General features: G+C 59.3%; 17 protein-coding genes. 5 read left to right on the top strand and 12 right to left on the bottom strand.

The features are described 5' to 3' along the window. Window positions 1-199: 199 nt before the first annotated feature. From B3N48_RS20395 to B3N48_RS20380, 4 genes are all read left to right on the top strand, one after another. Window positions 200-2125 carry a response regulator gene (locus tag B3N48_RS20395; RefSeq protein WP_296186950.1) on the top strand — a complete coding sequence of 642 codons (1926 nt, stop codon included), beginning with the start codon at window positions 200-202 and terminating at the stop codon, window positions 2123-2125. Between the two features lie 213 nt (window positions 2126-2338). Next, window positions 2339-2854: a 3-hydroxyacyl-[acyl-carrier-protein] dehydratase FabA gene (gene fabA / locus B3N48_RS20390; RefSeq protein ID WP_166598593.1), complete on the top strand. Its 516-nt coding sequence runs from the start codon at window positions 2339-2341 to the stop codon at window positions 2852-2854. Window positions 2855-2864: 10 nt separating this feature from the next. Continuing rightward, window positions 2865-4085, top strand: a complete 1221-nt coding sequence (gene fabB, locus B3N48_RS20385; RefSeq protein ID WP_296186945.1) for a beta-ketoacyl-ACP synthase I — start codon at window positions 2865-2867, stop codon at window positions 4083-4085. Window positions 4086-4231: 146 nt separating this feature from the next. Then, window positions 4232-5092, top strand: coding sequence for a pirin family protein (locus tag B3N48_RS20380; protein ID WP_296186943.1), 861 nt, complete (start codon window positions 4232-4234; stop codon window positions 5090-5092). A gap of 76 nt (window positions 5093-5168) precedes the next feature. Here the strand turns inward: B3N48_RS20380 and B3N48_RS20375 are convergent, their stop codons facing one another. Next, on the bottom strand, window positions 5169-5900 hold the full coding sequence (locus B3N48_RS20375; RefSeq protein WP_296186942.1) for a dienelactone hydrolase family protein: 732 nt from the start codon (window positions 5898-5900) through the stop codon (window positions 5169-5171). Between the two features lie 77 nt (window positions 5901-5977). Continuing rightward, window positions 5978-7882: a molecular chaperone HtpG gene (gene htpG, locus B3N48_RS20370; RefSeq protein ID WP_296186941.1), complete on the bottom strand. Its 1905-nt coding sequence runs from the start codon at window positions 7880-7882 to the stop codon at window positions 5978-5980. 339 nt (window positions 7883-8221) lie between these two features. Here htpG and B3N48_RS20365 point away from each other — a divergent pair, with 339 nt between their 5' ends. Continuing rightward, window positions 8222-8476, top strand: a complete 255-nt coding sequence (locus B3N48_RS20365; protein WP_296186936.1) for a hypothetical protein — start codon at window positions 8222-8224, stop codon at window positions 8474-8476. Window positions 8477-8578: 102 nt separating this feature from the next. Here B3N48_RS20365 and brnQ read toward each other — a convergent pair whose 3' ends face one another. The 10 genes from brnQ to sdhC all read right to left on the bottom strand — a co-directional run bounded on the left by brnQ (window position 8579) and on the right by sdhC (window position 22232). Continuing rightward, on the bottom strand, window positions 8579-9892 hold the full coding sequence (gene brnQ / locus B3N48_RS20360) for a branched-chain amino acid transport system II carrier protein (RefSeq protein WP_296186934.1): 1314 nt from the start codon (window positions 9890-9892) through the stop codon (window positions 8579-8581). Between the two features lie 788 nt (window positions 9893-10680). After that, window positions 10681-11568 (bottom strand): succinate--CoA ligase subunit alpha, encoded by an 888-nt coding sequence (gene sucD, locus B3N48_RS20355; protein ID WP_296186932.1) that lies wholly within the window; start codon window positions 11566-11568, stop codon window positions 10681-10683. Then, the gene (sucC, locus tag B3N48_RS20350; protein ID WP_296186930.1) at window positions 11568-12734 is read right to left on the bottom strand and encodes an ADP-forming succinate--CoA ligase subunit beta; all 1167 of its coding nucleotides are present in this window, start codon (window positions 12732-12734) and stop codon (window positions 11568-11570) included. Before sucC ends, sucD begins: the two co-directional genes overlap by 1 nt. A 211-nt stretch (window positions 12735-12945) precedes the next feature. After that, complete coding sequence (gene lpdA / locus B3N48_RS20345) at window positions 12946-14385, bottom strand: dihydrolipoyl dehydrogenase (RefSeq protein WP_296186929.1); 1440 nt, start codon at window positions 14383-14385, stop codon at window positions 12946-12948. Between the two features lie 173 nt (window positions 14386-14558). Continuing rightward, a complete protein-coding gene (gene odhB / locus B3N48_RS20340) occupies window positions 14559-15806 on the bottom strand; it encodes a 2-oxoglutarate dehydrogenase complex dihydrolipoyllysine-residue succinyltransferase (RefSeq protein ID WP_296186928.1) in 1248 nt (415 codons plus the stop codon). A 41-nt stretch (window positions 15807-15847) separates the two neighbouring features. After that, complete coding sequence (locus B3N48_RS20335; protein ID WP_296186927.1) at window positions 15848-18679, bottom strand: 2-oxoglutarate dehydrogenase E1 component; 2832 nt, start codon at window positions 18677-18679, stop codon at window positions 15848-15850. A 325-nt stretch (window positions 18680-19004) separates the two neighbouring features. Next, complete coding sequence (locus B3N48_RS20330; protein WP_296186926.1) at window positions 19005-19709, bottom strand: succinate dehydrogenase iron-sulfur subunit; 705 nt, start codon at window positions 19707-19709, stop codon at window positions 19005-19007. 10 nt (window positions 19710-19719) lie between these two features. Continuing rightward, window positions 19720-21492, bottom strand: coding sequence for a succinate dehydrogenase flavoprotein subunit (sdhA, locus tag B3N48_RS20325; RefSeq protein ID WP_296186925.1), 1773 nt, complete (start codon window positions 21490-21492; stop codon window positions 19720-19722). A gap of 3 nt (window positions 21493-21495) precedes the next feature. Continuing rightward, window positions 21496-21864 carry a succinate dehydrogenase, hydrophobic membrane anchor protein gene (gene sdhD / locus B3N48_RS20320; protein WP_296186924.1) on the bottom strand — a complete coding sequence of 123 codons (369 nt, stop codon included), beginning with the start codon at window positions 21862-21864 and terminating at the stop codon, window positions 21496-21498. Continuing rightward, window positions 21858-22232, bottom strand: coding sequence for a succinate dehydrogenase, cytochrome b556 subunit (gene sdhC / locus B3N48_RS20315; RefSeq protein ID WP_296186922.1), 375 nt, complete (start codon window positions 22230-22232; stop codon window positions 21858-21860). The genes sdhD and sdhC overlap by 7 nt, the downstream gene beginning before the upstream one ends. Window positions 22233-22276 lie beyond the last annotated feature (44 nt).

Here is a 22276-nt window from a genome sequence, read left to right as displayed (position 1 = left end):
CGGCAAAACACCTCGGCGCCTCACATAAGCGGGAGCCCTACTCTTAATGAGGAAATCGCCTACGGCTCGGTTAAGATGCGCGCTCCGGATGAAAATTCCACCGCAGCGCCGATGACCTGTCGTCAGGTCGCTAACCGTCGAGACACGTTCATGGCCCCACTCACATGATCGCGATGTGCATGCCCCGAGGAGCGCGGCCTTGACCACGCAACGTGGCTGGAACATCAGCACCCGCACGCAGATTCTCAGCCTGGGCCCGGCCTTGTTGCTGACTCTGCTGCTCATCAGCTTTTTTACCGTCGTTCGCATTCAGGATTTGCGTCAGGAGCTGACGCACACCGGGCAACTGATCGCCAACCAGCTGGCACCTGCTTGCGAATATGGCGTCATCGTCGGCAATGACGACGTGCTCGAGAGCCTGATGAGGGCCACCATGAACACGCCCCACGTGCGTTTTCTCGAGGTCCAGGACAACACCGGCAAGGTGCTGGTGCACGTCGAAGAGCCGGGTGAACTGGCGCAGTCCCGGCAGATGGACGTCTTTCAGGCACCGATTCGTCTGCAACAGATCAAGCCTGAGAGCCATCGCACAGACATTGCCGACGACACGGTCAGCGTGCCTGTCGAGGACTACCTGGGCCGTGTGCTAGTGGGCATGTCCAGCGATGCCTTCAACGTGCGGGAACAGGAGATCCTGTTGAAGGCGGGCATTCTTGCCCTGTTCGCCCTGCTCTTCACCTACATCCTCGCGCGGCGGCTGTCGCTGAGCCTGTCCCAGCCGATCAGCGCCATGAGCGCCGCGGTGAAAGCCATTCAACACGGCGACTACAGCGCGCCGTTACCCGTGGCCGACGACGCTGAACTGGGCGATCTGGCGCGCCACATCAACAACCTCGCGCTGGGACTGGAGAAGGCCAGCCGCGAACAAAAACAGGCCATGGACGAACTGATCAGAACCCGCGAAGAAGCCGAGCGGGCGAACAGCGCGAAATCGGAATTTCTGGCCATGATGAGCCATGAACTGCGCACCCCTATGAATGGGGTACTGGGCATGCTGCAACTGATGGAAACCACGAAGATGACCGAGGAACAGGCCGAGTATGCCGCCTTGGCCACTGAGTCCACCGAGCATCTGTTGCGGGTCATCAATGACATCCTTGATTTCTCTCGCTTCGAACGGGATGCGCTGGAACTGGAGAACATCTCTTTCAACCTCGCCGACCTGATCGCCACGTCGGTCCAGGCGTTTGCCCACAACGCGCAACAGCGAGGTCTTGCGCTGGAACTTGCTCTCTCGCCGGGTCTGGACCTGTTGCGCGTCAAGGGCGACCCCACCCGTATCCGACAGATTCTGGTGAACCTGATCGGCAACGCCCTGAAATTCACCGAGTTCGGCAGTGTGCGGGTCGAGACCGCGTGGCAGGAACAGGACGCGCAGCACATCCTTTTTACCTGTGCGGTACGTGACAGCGGCATCGGCATTTCGGCGCAGCTCCTGGAGTCGATGTTCGATGCCTTCCAACAGGCCGACAACTCGATCTCCAGGCGTTACGGCGGCACGGGCCTGGGATTGCCCATCGCCCGCAACCTCGCCGAGCGCATGGGCGGGTCGCTGAACGCCGAGAGCAGCGAAGGGCTCGGTTCGGTGTTCACGCTGCGGATTCCCTTGCAGCGGGTCCAGCAAGAGGAGCCGCTTCCGTTGGCCGGTACGGTGGGCGAAGTCCCTCAGGACCGGGACGGCTGCGTGCTGCTGGTGGAAGACAACCCGGTCAATCGGACCGTAGTCGAAGCCATGCTACGCAGCCTGGGCTTGCAGGTCAGCGTGGCGGGAGACGGCGCGCAAGCGGTGAGCATGGCCAGCAAGGAACAGTTCGCCCTGATCCTGATGGACTGTCGTTTGCCGGTGATGGACGGCTACGAGGCCACCCGCCGGATACGCGAACTTCCCGGGCTCGAAACCCTGCCCATCATCGCCCTGACCGCCAACGCCCGGCACGGGGATCGCGACCTGTGCCTGCAATCAGGAATGAACGATTACTTGGCCAAACCCTTCAAACGTGCTGATTTAGAGCAGCTTTTGGCGCGCTGGTTGACCTTTAAGCCATCTGCGACTGGCGATAAATGATAAATTGCGGCAGTCTTGTGTGCCGTGATCGACCCGCGCCAACCTGCGGACGGACAATTTCAGTGCACAGGTGTACATTCATTTCGCCCGTGCTGTGACTTTCACTACAACGCAATAGTCTATGAGTAGGCTGCCAGACAGGGGCATATCCCGGCTGGCCAGATTGGGTAAGAACTGCCACACCCTGCCGCACAGGATTATCGAGGAGCTCGCATGACCAAACAAAACGCCTTTACCCGGGAAGACCTGCTGCGCTGCAGTCGCGGTGAGCTGTTCGGCCCAGGTAATGCGCAACTGCCCGCCCCTAACATGCTGATGATGGACCGCATCGTTCATATCAGCGAAGAAGGCGGCAAGTTCGGCAAAGGTGAATTGGTCGCCGAACTGGACATCACTCCAGACCTGTGGTTTTTCGGCTGTCACTTCGAAGGCGATCCGGTGATGCCTGGCTGCCTGGGCCTCGACGCCATGTGGCAACTGGTCGGTTTCTTTCTGGGCTGGCAAGGCCTGCCGGGGCGTGGCCGTGCGCTGGGTTCGGGCGAAGTGAAGTTCTTCGGTCAGGTCCTGCCGACCGCGAAGAAAGTCACCTACAACATTCACATCAAGCGCGTCCTCAAAGGCAAGCTGAACCTGGCCATCGCCGACGGTTCGGTCAGTGTCGACGGTCGCGAAATCTACACCGCCGAAGGCCTCCGCGTCGGCGTGTTCACCTCCACTGACAATTTCTAAGGGTATTCGCATGCGCCGCGTCGTTATCACTGGTCTGGGCATTGTTTCCTGCTTGGGCAATGACAAAGACACCGTTTCCGCCAACCTGCGTGCAAGCCGCCCTGGCATCCGTTTCAACCCGGAATATGCCGAAATGGGCCTGCGCAGTCAGGTGTCCGGCTCCATCGACCTCAACCTCGAAGAGCTGATCGACCGCAAGATCTACCGTTTTGTCGGTCACGCCGCGGCCTATGCCTACCTGGCGATGCAGGATGCGGTCAAGGACTCCGGCCTGACTGAAGAGCAAGTGTCCAACCCGCGTACAGGCCTGATCGCCGGTTCCGGTGGCGCGTCGACCCTGAACCAGATGGAAGCGTTGGACATCCTGCGCGAGAAAGGCGTCAAGCGCGTTGGTCCTTACCGCGTCACCCGCACCATGAGCAGCACCGTGTCGGCGTGCCTCGCGACGCCGTTCAAGATCAAGGGCCTGAACTACTCCATCGCATCGGCCTGCGCGACCAGTGCTCACTGCATCGGTACCGCCATGGAACAGATTCAGATGGGCAAGCAGGACATCGTTTTCGCCGGTGGCGGTGAAGAGGAGCACTGGAGCCAGTCGTTCCTGTTCGACGCCATGGGCGCCCTGTCCAGCAAGCGCAACGAAACCCCTGAAAAGGCCTCTCGTGCCTACGACGCAGACCGTGACGGCTTCGTGATCGCCGGCGGTGGCGGCATGGTCGTGGTCGAGGAGCTGGAACACGCCCTGGCCCGTGGTGCGAAAATCTACGCCGAACTGGTGGGCTACGGCGCAACCTCCGACGGCTACGACATGGTCGCGCCAAGCGGCGAAGGCGCTATCCGCTGCATGCAGCAGGCGCTGTCCACCGTCGATGGCAAGATCGACTACCTGAACACCCACGGCACGTCGACTCCAGTCGGCGACGTCGCGGAAATGAAAGGCGTGCGTGAAGTGTTCGGCAGCAACGCGCCAGCCATCAGCTCCACCAAGAGCCTGTCGGGTCACTCTCTGGGCGCCGCCGGCGTTCACGAAGCGATCTACTGCATGCTGATGATGGAAGGCAATTTCATGGCAGGCTCGGCGAACATCGACGAACTGGATCCGGAAGTCGCTGACCTGCCGATCCTGACCAAGACTCGCGAAAACGCCGAGATCAACCTGGTCATGAGCAACAGCTTCGGCTTCGGCGGCACCAACGCTACGCTGGTGATGAAGCGCTGGACCGGCCAGTGATTCGAGCCGTTCTTCGCACCTGAAAAAGGCGCCCTTCGAGGCGCCTTTTTCATGCCTGTCAACACACCGCGCCTGAGAGCACAGACGATCCAGACACTGCGGTTTATGCTGGGTACCTTGTCGCCACGTTCACCGAGAGCCCTGCCATGTTGACCATCATTCCCCGTGCAGAAGACGTCGAAGGCCAGCCGATCCTGCGCCCCCTGCCCTCCGCACAATGCCGTAGCGTCGGACCCTTCGTGTTCTTTGATCACTTGCTGGAAACGTCCTACCCGCCAGGTACCGGCATGGACATTCGCCAACACCCTCACATCGGGCTGTCGACCCTCACCTACCTGTTCGAAGGCGAAATCCACCATAAGGACAGCCTCGGCAGCGACCAACACGTCAAGCCCGGCGAGGTGAGTTGGATGACCGCAGGGCGCGCCATCGCCCACATCGAACGCACTCCGCAGGCGCTGCATGCCAGCGGCTCGCGCCTGCACGGCCTGCAAGTCTGGCTCGCCTCGCCCAAGGCACATGAACAAGGGGTGGGCCACTACAGCCACCACCCCGCCTCCACGTTGCCCGTGAGCGACGGCATGGGCATCGCGATCCGCATGATCGCCGGCAGCGGGTTCTGCCTGACGTCGCCGGTTCCCGTGCTGTCACCAACCCTGTACGCTGAACTGAAGATGCAGACCGCCACCACACTGCTGATCCCTGCGGAACATGAGCAGCGTGCGCTTTATGTGATTGAAGGTGATGTCGAGCTGGACGGCGCAACCGTGGATCCACACACACTGGTGGTGCTGAAGCCCGGCATGGAACCGACGCTGTGTGCGACCAGCGAATCCCATGCGGTGCTGATCGGCGGCGCGGCGCTGGACGGCCCAAGGCGGATGAACTGGAATTTCGTCGCCAGCGACCCGGCGCTTATCGATCAGGCCAGAGCGAAATGGGCAGCGGGCGACTGGCCGATCGTCCCGGGGGAAGTGGCGCGGATCGAGCTGCCCAAGAGCAGATAAAAGCAGCTGGGAGCCAGAAGCTGCAAGTCGGAGCGGCGCGCATCTGACCTGCCGCTCCGACCTTGAAGCTTGACGCTTAAGAATGCTGTTGGAAGACCTCATCCAGCAGGTTATGCATGGCGGTAAACGCACGCTTGGACACGGTCGGGTTGTACATCTGCACGCCCGGGTTGTTTGCGTGGGGGTCGGTGAACGAGTGGAATGCCCCGCCGTAGCTCAACAGTTGCCAATCGACGTTGGCCGCGCTCATTTCCGCTTCGAAGGCGGGCAACTGCTCTTTCGGCACCAGTGGGTCGGAGGCACCGTGCAGTACCAGGACTTTCCCTTTGATGTTCTTCGCGTCAGCAGGGTTGGTCGTGTCCAACGTGCCATGGAATGACACGGCGGCTTTCAGCGGCGCGCCCGTGCGCGCCAGCTCCAGCGCACAGCAGCCACCGAAGCAGAAACCGAAGGCCGCCACACGGCCCTGATCTACGGCAGCGACTGATTGCGTCGACAGCTGATCCAGCGCCGCCTGCATGCGTTTGTTCAGCAGCTTGCGGTCATTCTTCAACGGCCCCATCGCAGCCACGGCCTGATCGGCGTTGGTCGGACGTACGCTCTGGCCATACAAGTCTGCCAACAACACCACGTAGCCTTGGCTCGCCACCTGTTTGGCGATCTGCTCGGCATCTTCACTGATGCCCATCCAATTGGGAGCCATGACCAACCCCGGAGCGCCTTGGGCGCCCTCTGCGAAAACCAGACGGCTTTCGTAGGGCTGGCCGTCGATCTGATACACCACGGACTGCACAGTAACGTTGCTCATTGCTCACTCCTGCATTTGCGAAGGTGGGGAGACCAAATGACAAAACCCGCCGAAGCGGGTTTTGACGGGGGTTGATGTCAGACCGAGAGCTCGACCAACAGCTTGTTCAAACGACGCACGTAGGCGGCCGGATCTTTCAGGCTATCGCCGGCCGCGAGCGCGGCCTGGTCGAACAGGATGTGCGACAGCTCGCTGAAGCGGTCCTCGCTCTGTTCGTTGTCCAATTTGCCGATCAACGGATGGGTCGGGTTGAATTCGAAGATAGGCTTGGATTCCGGCACCTTTTGGCCGCTGGCTTCCAGAATCTGACGCATCTGCAGTCCCAGATCCTGCTCGCCGATGGCCAGGATCGCAGGCGAATCGGTCAGACGGTGAGACACGCGCACCTCGCTGACGGCGTCGCCCAGCGCGGCTTTCAGGCGCTCGATCAAGCCCTCCTTGTCCTTGGCGACCTCTTCCTGGGCTTTCTTATCCTCTTCCGAGTCCAGCTTGCCCAAGTCCAGATCGCCACGGGCCACGTCGACGAAACCTTTGCCGTCAAAGTCGCTGAGGTAGCTCATCAGCCACTCGTCGATACGGTCGGTCAGCAACAGCACTTCGATGCCTTTTTTGCGGAAGACTTCCAGGTGCGGGCTGTTCTTGACCTGCGCGTAGCTTTCGCCGGTCAGGTAATAGATCTTGTCCTGACCCTCTTTGGCGCGGCCCAGGTAGTCGGCCAGCGACACACTCTGCTCGCCGCTCTCGTCGGAGGTGGATGCAAAACGTAGCAGGCCGGCGATCTTTTCCTTGTTGGCGAAGTCTTCGGCCGGGCCTTCTTTCATGACCTGACCGAAGTTTTTCCAGAAGCCTTTGTATTCTTCCGGCTGGTTCTTGGCCAGCTTTTCCAGCATGTCCAGGACGCGTTTGGTCAGGGCGGACTTCATCGAATCGATGATCGGGTCTTTCTGCAGGATCTCGCGAGACACGTTCAGCGACAGGTCGTTGGAATCGACCACGCCTTTGATGAAGCGCAGGTACAGCGGCAGGAAAGATTCGGCCTGATCCATGACGAACACGCGCTGAACATACAGCTTCAGACCACGCGGCGCTTCACGCTGATACAGATCGAACGGCGCACGGGCCGGGACGTACAGCAGCGAGTTGTACTCCAGCTTGCCTTCGACCTTGTTGTGGCTCCAGCTCAGCGGGTTCTCGAAATCGTGAGCGATGTGCTTGTAGAACTCCTGGTACTCCTCGTCCTTCACCTCGGTGCGTGGACGGGTCCACAGCGCGCTGGCGCGGTTGACGGTTTCCCATTCTTCAGCAGGCTCAGGCTCGCCTTCCACTGCGTTCTGTTGTTTCGGCAGTTCGATCGGCAAGGCGATGTGGTCAGAATATTTCTTGATGATGTTACGCAGGCGGTAACCGTCGGCGAACTCGTTTTCCGCAGCCTTCAGGTGCAGAACGATGCGGGTGCCCCGCTCGGCCTTATCGACGGTGGCCACTTCGAAATCGCCCTCGCCTTTGGACGACCAGTGCACGCCCTCACTGGCAGGTGTGCCCGCACGTCGGCTGTACACGTCGACCTTGTCGGCGACGATGAACGCGGAATAGAAGCCCACGCCAAACTGGCCGATCAGGTGCGAATCCTTCTTCTGATCGCCCGTCAGGTTCTTCATGAAGTCAGCGGTGCCGGATTTTGCGATGGTCCCCAGGTGGGTGATCACGTCGTCGCGGTTCATGCCGATGCCGTTGTCTTCGAGGGTGACGGTTTGCGCGTCCTTGTCGAAGCTCACACGGATTTTCAGTTCGGCGCCGCCTTCCAGCAACTCAGGTTTGGACAGCGCTTCGAAGCGCAGCTTGTCCACGGCATCGGAGGCGTTGGAAATCAGCTCGCGAAGGAAGATCTCCTTGTTCGAGTACAACGAATGGATCATGAGGTGCAGCAGCTGCTTCACCTCGGTCTGGAAGCCCAGGGTTTCCTTTTGAGTTTCCACACTCATGGTCATCAAACTCCAATCAGTCCACACAAATAGGGGTAGCCGCCCAGCGCGTCTGTCAGCGCCGGGCGGCGGGTTGTCATCAAGGTGGGGGCTTGGTCAGGGATTTCAAGAGCCATGAGGCGAGTGTGTGCCGATCTTCATGGCCCTTCTATATCCAGGCCTGAAGGGCCCGTGTAAGGGGCAGAAGCGTGTGAGGCTGCAAAAACGATTAATCCACCCTGCGGCGACCCCGATCTAACCGCGATGAAAGGGTTGTTCATTTATCGCGATTAAACATGGAACTTACTTAATAAGGGCGGGTTCGAAGGCACGTAGATATTCAATAAGGAGAAACACCCCATGCGTAAGACTTTAGCCATTGCCCTCATGCTGTCTGCCACTCTGGGCCTCGCCGCCTGTGACAAAAAATCTGAAGATAAACAACAGGATGCCAACAAGGCTGCCCAGCAGTCTCAAGAGTCCATGCAAAAGGCTCAAGACAAAGTGAACGACGCTGCCAAAGAAAGTCAGGAAGCTGCGCAGAAGAATGCCGAAGCCGCTCAAGAGCGCGCCAAAGAGAACAATCAGCAAGCGCCCGCAGCAACTAAGCCGTAAGTTCCGAAGTTTCCAAAAAATAAAGCCCGCCTTGCGCGGGCTTTATTTTTGCTCAATGAAAATGCAACAGCGTGACGACACAACGCCCAAACCGCCCCTCCCCTACGCGAGCGCTTCGTTGCGTTTGCCCAGCATACGGTCGACCACCACAGCGCCGAAAAGCGTGATCAGCGAAGGGATCAACCAGGCCAGACCTTGCTCGCTTAACGGCAAATGCGCCATGGCATCAGGCAAGTATTCGCCGAAACCGGCACCCTTGATTGCATCGACGGTGCCGAACAGCAGCGACACCAGCATCACTGGCGCCACGACACGGCCCTGCGCCTGCCAGAAATCCTTGCAGAAACTCAGCGCTACCAGCGCGATGCAAGGTGGGTAAATCGCTGTTAGCACCGGGATCGAAAACTGGATCAGTTTGGTCAGCCCCAGGTTCGACACCAGCAACGAGAACGCTGCGAGCAGGATCACCAGCGTCTTGTAAGACAGCGGCAGCACTCGGCTGAAATACTCGGCACAGGCGCACGTTAGGCCGACCGCCGTGACCAGGCAGGCCAGGGAAATCAGCACCGCCAGGAAGCCGCTGCCCAGCGTGCCAAAGGTGTGTTGAACGTAAGCATGCAACACCGCTGCGCCGTTGGTAGCGTTGGCGGCCACAGCATGACTGCCAGACCCGAGGCGGAACAGGCTGATGTAAACCAGCGCCAGTCCGACGCCCGCAATCAGCCCGGCGATGATCGCGTAACGGGTGATCAGACGCGGCGACTCAACGCCTCGGGACCGGATCGCGTTGACGATAACGATGCCAAATACCAGCGCGCCAAGGGTGTCCATGGTCAGATAACCATTGATGAACCCTTGCGAAAATGGCGCCGCCACGTAGGCAGGCTGTGCAGTCCCCACGTCCCCGGCAGGCAGGGCAAATGCGGCGATGCCCAGAACGGCCAGCGCGATGATCTTCAACGGGGCGAGAAAACGCCCAACCGTGTCCAACAGACGCCCGGGGTACAGCGACACCCAGAACACCAGCAGAAAATACACCAGGCTGTAGAGGAAGAGCGCCAGCGGGCTTTCGCCCGTCAACGGCGCGAGACCTACTTCAAACGACACCGTCGCGGTGCGCGGCGTGGCGAACAACGGGCCCACGGACAGATAGCACACGGCCGCCAACAGCGTGCCCGCGACTTTGCCGATCGGGCTGCTCAATGCGTCCATCGCGCCCCCGACCTTGGCCAGCGCAGCCACGGTCACCACTGGCAAGCCTACGGCCGTGACAAGAAAGCCCAGCGCCGCCATCCACACATGAGGACCGGCCTGCAAGCCAACAATAGGAGGAAAAATGATATTGCCCGCACCCACGAACAACGCAAACGTCATGAAACCCAGTGCCAGGATGTCCTGACCTTTCAACACTTTCATCAAAGAAACCACACTGCTGAATCGGAATTAAGAAGAGGATTTCCCAAAGGGTCGAGGGAAATGCGGCCCATCCTTCTGAGATGGACCCGCCGCAGACCTTGGCTCCTTGTGAGGGCCAGGCCTGCAAAATGGCGCGTAGCCTACCCTATTTCCCGCACTAATACAGGGCAGGCCGACCACTGAACGCACGTTCACGTCGCATTTCGGAAAGGTCCTACAGCGAAGGCTTTTTCACAGAATGCCCCGAAGCGACACGTACGCTAGCGCTGTAGGAGCGAATTCATTCTCGAATCAGAGGGACAAATGATGGGCCTCCATCGCCAGAACTATTTTTCGCAAATGAATTCGCTCCTACAGGACAGACAGCGCACAACACAAAGACTTGCGCACGGCATCGAGCCGCGAAGAGCGTTAGCTCCAGCCTGAAAAGCCTCGTTCACGCGATAGTCCAGACGCAGAACGCGACTTGGGTGCAGGCCGAACGCAGGCGGGGCGGAATGGATCGAGCGGCACGGATGCCGCGAGAGCGCCGCAAGGACATGGATGTCCGTTCGGCGCGGGCCCATGGAGCGTCGCCGGCGTTCGGGAACCCTGACGAAGTCAGGGCCAAGCCAGGAGCAAATGGTTTTGGTTACTTTTCCCGAAAGGAAAGTGACTCGCTGTAAGAGCGGAACCGTTATCCGCAACGCCCAAAACAAAGGATCTTCACGCAAACCCATACCAAAGCTCTAGAAACACAAAAGCCACCCGAAGGTGGCTTTTGTCGATCAGTCAGCGATCAAAGGCGATCAGGCCTTCTTCACTTCCCAACCGGTCAGCTCAGCCAGAGCCTTGCCGATGTCTGCCAGCGAACGCACGGTTTTGACGCCTGCGTCTTGCAGCGCTGCAAACTTCTCGTCTGCAGTACCTTTACCACCAGAGATGATTGCACCTGCGTGGCCCATGCGCTTGCCGGGAGGCGCAGTCACACCCGCGATGTAGGAGACGACCGGCTTGGTCACGTTTGCCTTGATGTAGGCAGCCGCTTCTTCTTCAGCCGAACCGCCGATCTCGCCGATCATTACGATCGCTTCGGTCTTCGGGTCTTCCTGGAACAGCTTCAGGATGTCGATGAAGTTCGAGCCCGGAATCGGGTCACCACCGATACCAACGCAGGTCGACTGACCGAAACCGGAGTCAGTGGTCTGCTTCACAGCTTCGTAAGTCAGGGTGCCGGAACGTGACACGATACCGACTTTACCTGGCAAGTGAATGTGACCTGGCATGATGCCGATCTTGCACTCGCCCGGCGTGATGACGCCTGGGCAGTTAGGGCCGATCAGGGTAACACCCAGCTCGTCGCACTTGACCTTGGCATCCAGCATGTCGAGGGTAGGGATACCTTCGGTGATGCAGATGATCAGTTTGATGCCGCCGAACGCCGCTTCCAGGATCGAGTCCTTGCAGAACGCAGCCGGTACGTAGATAACGCTGGCGGTAGCGCCAGTGGTTTCTACGGCTTCACGAACGGTGTTGAACACTGGCAGGTTCAGGTGAGTGGTGCCACCTTTGCCTGGGGTCACGCCGCCAACCATCTTGGTGCCGTAGGCAATGGCTTGTTCGGAGTGGAAAGTACCTTGCGAGCCGGTGAAGCCCTGGCAGATAACTTTGGTGTCTTTATTGATCAGGACGCTCATTATTTGCCCTCCGCAGCTTTGACAACTTGTTGAGCAGCGTCGGTCAAGCTGGTTGCAGCGATGATGTTCAAGCCGCTTTCCGCCAGTACTTTAGCGCCCAGGTCAGCGTTGTTGCCTTCCAGACGAACAACGACCGGGATTTTCACGCCAACTTCTTTCACTGCACCGATGATGCCTTCGGCAATCATGTCGCAACGAACGATGCCGCCGAAGATGTTGACCAGTACTGCTGCGACGTTGGTGTCGGACAGAATGATCTTGAACGCTTCGGTCACGCGCTCTTTGGTAGCGCCACCACCTACGTCGAGGAAGTTGGCTGGCTTGCCGCCGTGCAGGTTGACGATGTCCATGGTACCCATGGCTAGGCCGGCACCGTTGACCATGCAGCCGATGTTGCCTTCCAGCGCGACGTAGTTCAGTTCGAACTTGGCAGCGTGGGCTTCACGTGGATCATCTTGCGATGGGTCGTGGAAGGTCTTCAGCTTTGGCTGGCGATACATAGCGTTGGCGTCGATGTTGATCTTGGCATCGAGACAGTGCAGATCGCCGTCAGCCTTGATCACCAGCGGGTTTACTTCGAGCAGGGCCAGGTCGTGGTCCTGGAACAGCTTGCCCAGGCCGACGAAGATCTTGGCAAACTGCGCAACCTGCTTGTCTTTCAGACCCAGCTGGAATGCCAGTTCGCGACCCTGGAATGGCTGAGCGCCAACCAGTGGGTCGATGGTGGCTTTGAGAATCTTCTCAGGCGTGTCGTGAGCGATTTTCTCGATGTCCACGCCACCTTCGGTGGAAGCCATGAACACGATACGACGGCTCGAACGATCGACTACAGCGCCCAGGTACAGCTCTTTGGCGATGTCAGTGCAGGATTCAACCAGGATCTTGGTGACTGGCTGACCGTTGGCATCAGTCTGGTAAGTGACCAGACGCTTGCCCAACCACTGTTGAGCGAACGCCGCAGCGTCTTCTTTGCTCTTGACGAGCTTTACGCCGCCCGCTTTACCGCGACCACCTGCGTGAACCTGGGCTTTGACGACCCACTCGGTTCCGCCGATCTTGTCACACGCTTCTGCCGCTGCTTCCGGGGTGTCTACTGCAAAGCCCTTGGATACTGGCAGGCCGTATTCAGCAAACAGCTGCTTACCCTGATACTCGTGAAGATTCATGCTTATTACCGTCTTCGTTAGGTACTGCGCATTCGGTGCTGCTCGTCATAGCGTGCCGCACCACCTGTGACCGCTTCTCCTCGAACGTCGCGCCTGCACGGGCGTGCTGGAGCGAAGTCCATGAGGAGGTCGAGTCCGACGGACCTTCCGCGGCAGGCCTTGTTAACAGGGCCTGCGACGGGCGGACCGTCGTGGTTTTTCTCAGCGTTTTTTAGCGCTTTTTCTTGTTCTGGATGTGGATGGCATGGCCATTCACGGCCAGAGCAGCTTCGTGCAAGGCTTCCGACAACGTCGGGTGCGAGAAGACCATCATGCCGATATCTTCGGCACTGGTACCGAACTCCATGCCGATGGCACCCTGCTGCACCAGTTCTGCTGCACCCGGGCCGATGACATGTACACCCAGTACACGGTCGGTCTTGGCGTCAGCGATGACTTTGACGAAACCGCCCGTGTCGTTCGCTGCCATGGCACGGCCACTGGCCGCGAACGGGAACTGACCGACGTTGACTTCGACGCCTTCGGCTTTCAAGGTCTGCTCGGTTTTACCAACCCACGCGATTTCCGGGTGGGTGTAGATAACCGAAGGGATCAGATCGTAGTTCATCTGGGTCTTGTGACCCTTGATGCGCTCGACGACCATGATGCCTTCTTCCGACGCCTTGTGAGCCAGCATCAGACCGCGAACCACGTCACCGATCGCGTAGACGCCAGGAACGCTGGTTTCGCACTGATCGTTGACGAAGATGAAACCGCGCTCGTCGATGTCGACGCCGCTGTCGGCAGCCAGCAGATCGGTGGTCACCGGACGACGGCCAACGGCCACGATCAGCCGATCGAACGTAATATTCTGCTCGCCGTCCTTGTCGGTGTAGTTGACGACGACTTCGTTGCCATTGACTTTCGAGCCGGTCACGCGAGCGCCCAGCTTGATGTCCAGGCCCTGTTTGGTGAAGGTCTTCTGCGCTTCCTTGGAAACGGCTTCGTCAGCGGCCGGCAGGAACTTCTCCAGCGCTTCCAGCACGGTCACCTTGGAACCCAGACGTGACCACACCGAACCCAGTTCGAGGCCGATCACACCCGCGCCAATCACACCCAGACGCTCAGGGACGGTCTGGAATTCCAGGGCACCGGTCGAGTCGACGATGACGTTCTGGTCGACAGGCGCCGGCGGAATGTCAATCGGACGCGAGCCCGACGCCAGGATGATGTTGTCGGCTTCGATGACTTCGGTGGTGCCGTCAGGTTTGGTCAGCTCGACTTTCTTGCCGGCCAGCAGCTTGCCGTGGCCTTGCAGGGAAGTGACGCCGTTCGCCTTGAACAGGCTGGCCACCCCGCCGGTCAGGCCTTTGACGATCTGGGCCTTGCGGCCAACCATGGCGGCCACGTCCATTTTCACGTCGCCGGAGATAGAGATGCCATGAACGTTGAACTGGTTCTTGGCTTCGTAGAATTTCCAGGAGCTGTCCAGCAGTGCTTTGGATGGAATGCAACCTACGTTCAGGCAAGTACCGCCGAGGGCCAGTTTGCCTTCTTTATCCTGATACTTCTCGATGCAGGCAGTCTTGAGACCAAGTTGCGCAGCCTTGATGGCGGCCACATACCCGCCAGGGCCTGCGCCAATCACTACCACGTCGAATTTCTGGGACATAAAAAAGAGTTCCTCTTTAGCTGCGAGCTTCAAGCTGCAAGCTACAAGCTGATCTGCGGTGACCTGCAGACCTGGCTTGCGACTTATTCATTGGATGCGAAATACCGACCGCAAGCTGCAAGCCGACCTGCTTCTATCTTGAAGCTCACGGCTTGCAGCGTGCGGCTGCCTCATCAGATGTCCAGCAACAGACGAGCCGGGTCTTCCAGCAGGTTCTTGATGGTCACCAGGAACGTCACAGCTTCTTTACCGTCGATCAGGCGGTGATCGTAGGACAGCGCCAGATACATCATCGGGCGGATAACGACCTGACCATTGATCGCCATAGGACGCTGCAGAATGTTGTGCATGCCCAGGATGGCCGCTTGTGGCGGGTTGACGATCGGGGTCGACATCATCGAACCGAAAGTACCACCGTTGGTGATGGTGAAGGTACCACCCGTCATCTCGTCGATGGACAGTTTGCCGTCGCGGGCTTTCTTGCCGAAGGTGGCGATGCCGCCTTCGATTTCTGCCAGGCTCATGTGCTCGGCGTTACGCAGAACCGGAACCACCAGGCCACGGTCGCTGGAAACGGCAACGCCAATGTCCGAATAACCGTGGTAAACGATGTCGGTGCCATCGATCGAGGCGTTGACAGCCGGGAAGCGTTTCAGCGCTTCGGTGGCCGCCTTGACGAAGAACGACATGAAGCCCAGGCGCACGCCGTTATGGCTCTTCTCGAACAGGTCCTTGTACTTCGAACGAAGGGCCATGACTTCGGTCATGTCAACTTCGTTGAACGTGGTCAGCATGGCCATGTTCGACTGAGCTTCGACCAGACGCTTGGCAACAGTGGCCCGCACGCGCGTCATCGGAACGCGCTTCTCGGTGCGGTCACCCGCGGCGAACACAGGCGCAGCAGGCGCCGCGGCAGGCTTGGCAGCAGGGGCAGCGGCCGGAGCGGATTTCTTCGCTTCGATGGCAGCAACCACGTCTTCCTTGGTCACACGGCCGTCTTTGCCAGTGCCTTTGACGCTGGACAGGTTGATGCCGTTTTCTTCGGCCAGCTTGCGGGCAGCCGGAGCGCCGATGGCGTCTTCGTCACCGACAGCCGGAGCCGGAGCAGCGGCCGGAGCGGCTGGAGCGGCTGCAGGGGCAGCAGCCGGTGCAGCAGCGGCAGCCGGGGCGGCCGAAGCAGTAGCGCCTGCATCAAGGGTAGCGATCAGTTCGTTGGACAGGACGGTGTCGCCCTCGCCTTTCACGATGGAAGCCAGAACGCCGTCTGCTTCGGCCAGCACTTCGAGCACGACCTTGTCGGTTTCGATGTCGACCAGCAGCTCGTCACGTTTTACCGCTTCGCCCGGTTGTTTGTGCCATTTGGAAATGGTGCCGTCGGCAACGGATTCCGGGAAAGAGGGGGCTTTGATCTCAATAGCCATTGTCTGTAATTCCTTAATTCGGTTTCTAGTGCGCGAAGGCGTTAAACAGTGAACGCGTCTTGCAGCAGTTTTTCCTGCTGTTCGGCGTGCATCGAAGCGTAGCCACAAGCTGGCGCGGCAGAAGCATCACGACCGGCGTACTCGAGAACGAGGTTGCGGTTGTGATTGCCAATGCTACGGCGCAAGTGATGCTGGCTGCTGTACCAGGCGCCCTGGTTCATCGGCTCTTCCTGACACCAGACCACGTGGGTCAGGTTGGTGTAAGGCGCGATGGCTTCCATCAGGTCATCTTCCGGGAACGGATAGAGCTGCTCGATACGCACGATGGCAATATCTTCGCGGCCCTCGGCACGGCGTTTTTCCAGCAGGTCGTAGTAGACCTTGCCACTGCACAGGACCAGGCGAGTGACCTTGGCCGGATCGAGGGTATCGATCTCCGGAATCACCGTCTGGAACGAGCCTTCGGCCAGATCCTCAAGGGTCGAAATGGCCAGTTTGTGACGCAACAGCGACTTCGGCGTCAGCACCACCAGCGGCTTGCGCAGCGGACGAATCACCTGACGGCGCAGCAGATGGTAGATCTGAGCCGGCGTGGTTGGCACGCACACCTGAATGTTGTGTTCGGCACACAGTTGCAGGTAGCGCTCCAGACGCGCCGAGGAGTGCTCGGGACCCTGACCTTCGTAGCCGTGCGGCAACAGCATGGTCAGACCGCACAGACGGCCCCACTTGTGCTCACCACTGGTGATGAACTGGTCGATGACGACCTGTGCACCGTTGGCGAAGTCACCGAACTGGGCTTCCCAGATCACCAGCGCATTTGGCGAGGTGGTCGAGTAGCCGTATTCGAATGCCAGCACCGCTTCTTCCGACAGGAACGAGTCATACAGGTCGAAGCGAGGCTGACCGGCATACAGGTTCTGCAGCGGCACATAAGTGGTGGCATCTTTCTGGTTGTGCAGAACGGCGTGACGGTGCGAGAACGTACCGCGACCGACGTCCTGACCTGTGATGCGCACCGGGTGACCTTCGAAAGCCAATGTGGCATAGGCCATGGTTTCCGCGTAACCCCAGTTGATCGGCAGCCCGCCGACTTGCATCTTCTGGCGGTCTTCGTAGATCTTCTGGACCTGACGCTGAACCACGAAGCCCTCGGGCAGTTCCATCAGCTTGGCCGACAGTTCCTGGAGGGTCTTGAGGTCGAAACGGGTATCGTGACGTGCGGTCCAGGCATGGCCCAGATACGGACGCCAGTCGACGAACAGTTCCTTGTTAGGTTCTTTGACCAGGCTTTTCACAACGTGCATGCCGTTGTCGAGGGCGTTGCGGTACTCGTCGACCTTGGTTTGCGCGCCAGCGGCGTCGAGCACACCGGACGCAGCCAGCGCATCGGCGTACAGCTCACGGGTGGTGCGCTGTTTGGCAATCTGCTGGTACATCAACGGCTGGGTGCCACTTGGCTCGTCGGCTTCGTTGTGGCCGCGACGACGGTAGCAGACCAGATCGATCACCACGTCGCGCTTGAACTGCATGCGGTAGTCAATGGCCAGCTGGGTCACGAACAGGACGGCTTCAGGGTCATCGCCATTCACATGGAGAATCGGCGCCTGAATCATCTTGGCTACGTCGGTCGCGTACTCAGTGGAGCGCGCATCCAGCGGGTTGCTGATGGTGAAACCGACCTGGTTATTGATCACGATGTGGATCGTGCCGCCGGTCTTGAAACCGCGGGTCTGCGACATCTGGAAGGTTTCCAGCACCACGCCCTGACCTGCGAATGCAGCGTCGCCGTGGATGGAAATCGGCAGAACCTTCTCGCCAGTGGCATCGTTGCGGCGGTCTTGACGCGCACGCACGGAACCTTCCACCACCGGAGATACGATCTCAAGGTGAGACGGGTTGAATGCCATGGCCAGGTGAACTTCACCGCCGGTGGTCATCACGTTGGACGAGAAGCCCTGGTGGTACTTCACGTCACCGGAACCCAGCTCGACCTTCTTCTTGCCTTCGAACTCGTCGAACAGCTCGCGTGGGTTCTTGCCGAAGGTGTTGACCAGCACGTTCAGACGGCCACGGTGGGCCATGCCGATGACCACTTCTTTGGTGCCGTAGGAACCGGAACGCTGAATCAGCTCGTCCAGCATCGGAATCAGGCTCTCGCCACCTTCCAGACCGAAGCGCTTGGTGCCCGGGTACTTGGTACCCAGATACTTTTCCAGACCCTCTGCCGCGGTGACGCGCTCGAGCAGATGGCTCTGAATCTCAGCGGAGTACGCTGGACGGCCACGCACGCTTTCGAGGCGCTGCATGAACCAGTTGCGCTGGTTGGAATCGACGATGTGCGTGAACTCGGCGCCAATGGTGCGGCAATATGTCTTCTGCAAGGCGTCGACGATTTCGCGTAGGCTCGCCTCCTCCTTGCCGATGAACAGGTCGCCGGCACGGAAAGTGGTATCGAGGTCAGCGTTGGTCAAACCGTAATGGTTGATCGACAGGTCAGCTGGCGCAGTACGCTTCCACAAACCCAGGGGATCAAGTTGCGCACCCTGATGGCCGCGCATACGGAATGCCTGGATCAGTCGCAGCACTTCAACTTGCTTCTTCTCGTGCTCGCTGCTCACGCTACCGGCGGAGACCGGCTGAGCGCGGCGCTGGTTTTTGCCCAGCAACACGAAATGATCGCGAACCGTAGAGTGCGATACATCGTTGGCAGTGCCACCTTCTGCAGGCAGCGTCTGAAAGTAGGTGCGCCACTCTTCTGGCACAGCGTTAGGGTCGTGCAGGTAGAGCTCATAGAGCTCTTCCACATAGGCAGCGTTACCACCGGAAAGGTGGGCGCTGTTCCACATGCGCTGCATCACGCTTTCTTGCATGCTTGGTCACCCTCGGTTAGGGGACACCACCGGCGTCGACACCCGCGCAAATTTGAATGCCCATGCAGCGCCTGTTTCAAGCGCTGACTGCACCAAGTTGCCAGGGATCACGCAGATAGTCCGGGTACCAGCCCGGATGCCCCTGCTGGTCTCATTTCTTCAAAATAAGAGCCGCGGCCACATGACCACTGCTCAGGTTAAAACTACGGCGCCGGTTGAAGCCTGCGCCGCAGCGTCTACGGGTACAACATTTCAAATACCGCTATGCATCGATGCCACGACGTGCAACGAACCGGCCCGTGACGTTTTCGCACGGGCCGGAACATCAGATACCGCTGGTGAGGAGCATGCTGCGTACGTGACCGATAGCCTTGGTTGGGTTCAGACCTTTCGGGCAAACGTTCACGCAGTTCATGATCCCGCGGCAACGGAACACGCTGAACGGATCGTCCAGCGAGGCCAGGCGTTCCTGGGTCTTGGTGTCACGGCTGTCTGCCAGGAAGCGGTAGGCTTGCAGCAGTGCAGCTGGACCGAGGAACTTGTCAGGGTTCCACCAGAACGAAGGGCAGGAAGTGGAGCAGCAAGCGCACAGGATGCACTCGTACAGACCATCCAGCTTCTCACGCTCTTCAGGCGACTGCAGACGCTCGATGGCCGGAGCCGGCGTGTCGTTCTGCAGGAATGGCTTCACCTTCTCGTATTGCTTGTAGAAGATGCTCATGTCGACGACCAGGTCACGGATGACCGGCAAGCCAGGGAGCGGACGCACCACCAGCTTGTTGTTCTTCACCACGGAAGACAGCGGCGTGATGCACGCCAGGCCGTTCTTGCCGTTGATGTTCATGCCGTCGGAACCGCAAACGCCTTCACGGCAGGAACGACGGTACGAGAAACCTTCGTCCTGCTCTTTGATCAGTGCCAGCACGTCCAGCACCATCAAGTCTTTGCCACCGGTATCAACGTCGAACACCTGGGTTTTGGGTGCCGAGTCGCTGTCGGGGTTGTAACGGTACACTTCGACTTTCAACATAGCGGCCACCTTAGTAAGTCCGTACTTTTGGTTCGAACGCCGGAACGGTCTTCGGCGCAAAGTTGACTGCACGTTTGGCCACCCGCTTTTCACCCGGGTAGTACAGGGTGTGGCACAGCCAGTTCACGTCATCACGATCTTCGTAGTCTTCACGGGCGTGTGCGCCGCGGGACTCGGTACGCGTGTCGGCGGCCACTGCCGTCGCTTCTGCGACTTCCAGCAGGTTTTGCAGTTCCAACGCCTCGATACGCGCGGTGTTGAAGCCCTGGGATTTGTCGTTGATCTTCACGTTGGCGATGCGCGCGCGCAGGTCAGCCAGTTGCTCGATGCCTTTCTTCATGTATTCGCCAGTACGGAATACACCGAAATAGTTCTGCATGCAGCTCTGCAGCTCGCGACGCAGGGTGGCAACGTCTTCACCGTCTGTGCGGCTGTTCAGTGCATTCAGGCGCGACAGTGCAGCGTCGATGTCAGCCTGAGTGGCGTCGTCGTATTCGATGCCATCGGTCAACGCCTTCTCCAGGTGCAGACCGGCAGCGCGACCGAACACCACCAGGTCGAGCAGCGAGTTGCCGCCCAGACGGTTGGCGCCGTGAACCGATACGCATGCGACTTCACCGACCGCGAACAGACCCGGAATGATCTGGTCGTTGCCTTCGGCGTCCATGGTCATGGCCTGACCGTGAATGTTGGTGGCAACGCCGCCCATCATGTAGTGGCAAGTCGGAACGACAGGTACTGGCGCGACAACCGGGTCAACGTGAGCGAATGTCTTGGACAGCTCGCAAATACCTGGCAGACGACTGTGCAGGACTTCCTCGCCGAGGTGGTCCAGCTTCAGCATAACGTGGTCCCCGTTAGGGCCACAGCCGTTACCGGCAATGATTTCTTTCACCATCGAGCGGGCAACAACATCGCGACCGGCAAGGTCTTTCGCATTCGGCGCATAGCGCTCCATGAAGCGCTCGCCGTGCTTGTTGATCAGGTAGCCGCCTTCACCACGGCAACCCTCTGTGACCAGTACACCTGCGCCAGCAATGCCGGTTGGGTGAAACTGCCACATTTCGATGTCCTGGACCGGCACGCCTGCACGCAGCGCCATGCCGATACCGTCACCGGTGTTGATCAGGGCGTTGGTAGTGGAAGCATAGATACGACCCGCGCCGCCGGTGGCCAGTACAGTGGCCTTGGCCTTGATGTACATGGTTTCGCCGGTTTCGATGCAGATGGCAATCACGCCCACGAATGCGCCGTCGGCGTTCTTCACCAGATCGACTGCGTAGTATTCGTTCAGGAACGTAGTGCCTGCCTTCAGGTTGCCCTGATACAAGGTATGCAGCAGTGCGTGACCAGTACGGTCGGACGCTGCGCATGTACGAGCAGCCTGCCCGCCTTTACCGAAATCTTTCGACTGACCACCGAAAGGACGCTGGTAGATACGACCGGTTTCGGTCCGGGAGAACGGCAGGCCCATGTGGTCAAGCTCGAACACCGCAGCCGGGCCTTCCTGACACATGTATTCGATAGCGTCCTGGTCACCGATGTAGTCGGATCCCTTGACGGTGTCGTACATGTGCCAGCGCCAGTCATCGTTCGGGTCGGCCGACGCGATGGCGCACGTGATACCGCCTTGTGCAGATACGGTGTGCGAACGGGTTGGGAAGACCTTGGTCACGACAGCGGTCTTGTGGCCACCCTGAGCCAGTTGCAGCGCTGCGCGCATGCCCGCACCGCCGCCGCCAATGATGATGGCGTCGAATGAAAGTGTATTGATGTTAGCCATGAATCAGATACCCCAAAGAATCTGCACACCCCAGACGAAGTACGCGAACATCACGATGCCGCACACTGCCTGGAACAGGAAACGCACAGCCAGTGCGGACTTGCCGAAACTCATGGGAGTCAGGTAGTCGGTCGCGATGGTCCACATGCCGACCCAGGCGTGCGCGCCCAGGGCAACCAGCGCCAACAGGCTGAAGATGCGCATTCCGTTATGGGAGAACAGACCGTGCCACGTGGCATAGTCCATGCCAGGGTGCGCGACCAGGTATCCAATCAGGAAAATGAAATAAGCCGCGAGCACTACAGCGGAGACGCGCTGCGCCATCCAGTCGTAGAGGCCCGAACGAGACAGGTTCGTAACGCTGGTTACCATATCCAAACTCCCGCCAGAACGATCAGCACCACGGAAATGGCGATGACGATTTTCGAGCCCAGCTTTCCGCCTTCCAGTGTCTCACCGACACCCGTATCCATGATCAGGTGACGAACACCCGCTACCAGGTGATACAACAGGGAAGACAGAAGCCCCCACGCGATGAACTTGGCCAGAGGACTGGTCAAGGATGCCTTCACGTCGGCGAAACCCTCTTCTGAACCCAGCGACTTGCTCAATGCGTACAGCATGAAGGCAAGGCCGACGAAGAGAATGATGCCGGAGATGCGATGAAGGATCGACGTAATCGCAGTGATGGGGAGTTTGATGGTCCTTAGGTCTAGGTTTACAGGTCGTTGGCTATTCACGGCTTTTTTTCACACTGAAGAGCCCCTAACAATCAGGGCAAGTT

The sequence above is a fragment of the Pseudomonas sp. UBA1879 genome (assembly GCF_002338065.1).
Lineage (GTDB): Bacteria > Pseudomonadota > Gammaproteobacteria > Pseudomonadales > Pseudomonadaceae > Aquipseudomonas.
This window is presented reverse-complemented; position numbering and strand designations above follow the sequence as displayed.

Excerpts from the sequence above, each read along its gene's own strand:
- B3N48_RS20330 (WP_296186926.1), bottom strand. The coding sequence starts at position 19,709 with ATGTTGAAAGTCGAAGTGTACCGTTACAACCCCGACAGCGACTCGGCA.
- sdhA (WP_296186925.1), bottom strand. The coding sequence starts at position 21,492 with ATGGCTAACATCAATACACTTTCATTCGACGCCATCATCATTGGCGGC.
- B3N48_RS20335 (WP_296186927.1), bottom strand. The coding sequence starts at position 18,679 with ATGCAAGAAAGCGTGATGCAGCGCATGTGGAACAGCGCCCACCTTTCC.
- B3N48_RS20365 (WP_296186936.1), top strand. The coding sequence starts at position 8,222 with ATGCGTAAGACTTTAGCCATTGCCCTCATGCTGTCTGCCACTCTGGGC.
- htpG (WP_296186941.1), bottom strand. The coding sequence starts at position 7,882 with ATGAGTGTGGAAACTCAAAAGGAAACCCTGGGCTTCCAGACCGAGGTG.
- odhB (WP_296186928.1), bottom strand. The coding sequence starts at position 15,806 with ATGGCTATTGAGATCAAAGCCCCCTCTTTCCCGGAATCCGTTGCCGAC.
- sucC (WP_296186930.1), bottom strand. The coding sequence starts at position 12,734 with ATGAATCTTCACGAGTATCAGGGTAAGCAGCTGTTTGCTGAATACGGC.
- fabB (WP_296186945.1), top strand. The coding sequence starts at position 2,865 with ATGCGCCGCGTCGTTATCACTGGTCTGGGCATTGTTTCCTGCTTGGGC.
- brnQ (WP_296186934.1), bottom strand. The coding sequence starts at position 9,892 with ATGAAAGTGTTGAAAGGTCAGGACATCCTGGCACTGGGTTTCATGACG.
- fabA (WP_166598593.1), top strand. The coding sequence starts at position 2,339 with ATGACCAAACAAAACGCCTTTACCCGGGAAGACCTGCTGCGCTGCAGT.
- lpdA (WP_296186929.1), bottom strand. The coding sequence starts at position 14,385 with ATGTCCCAGAAATTCGACGTGGTAGTGATTGGCGCAGGCCCTGGCGGG.
- B3N48_RS20375 (WP_296186942.1), bottom strand. The coding sequence starts at position 5,900 with ATGAGCAACGTTACTGTGCAGTCCGTGGTGTATCAGATCGACGGCCAG.
- sucD (WP_296186932.1), bottom strand. The coding sequence starts at position 11,568 with ATGAGCGTCCTGATCAATAAAGACACCAAAGTTATCTGCCAGGGCTTC.
- B3N48_RS20380 (WP_296186943.1), top strand. The coding sequence starts at position 4,232 with ATGTTGACCATCATTCCCCGTGCAGAAGACGTCGAAGGCCAGCCGATC.
- sdhD (WP_296186924.1), bottom strand. The coding sequence starts at position 21,864 with ATGGTAACCAGCGTTACGAACCTGTCTCGTTCGGGCCTCTACGACTGG.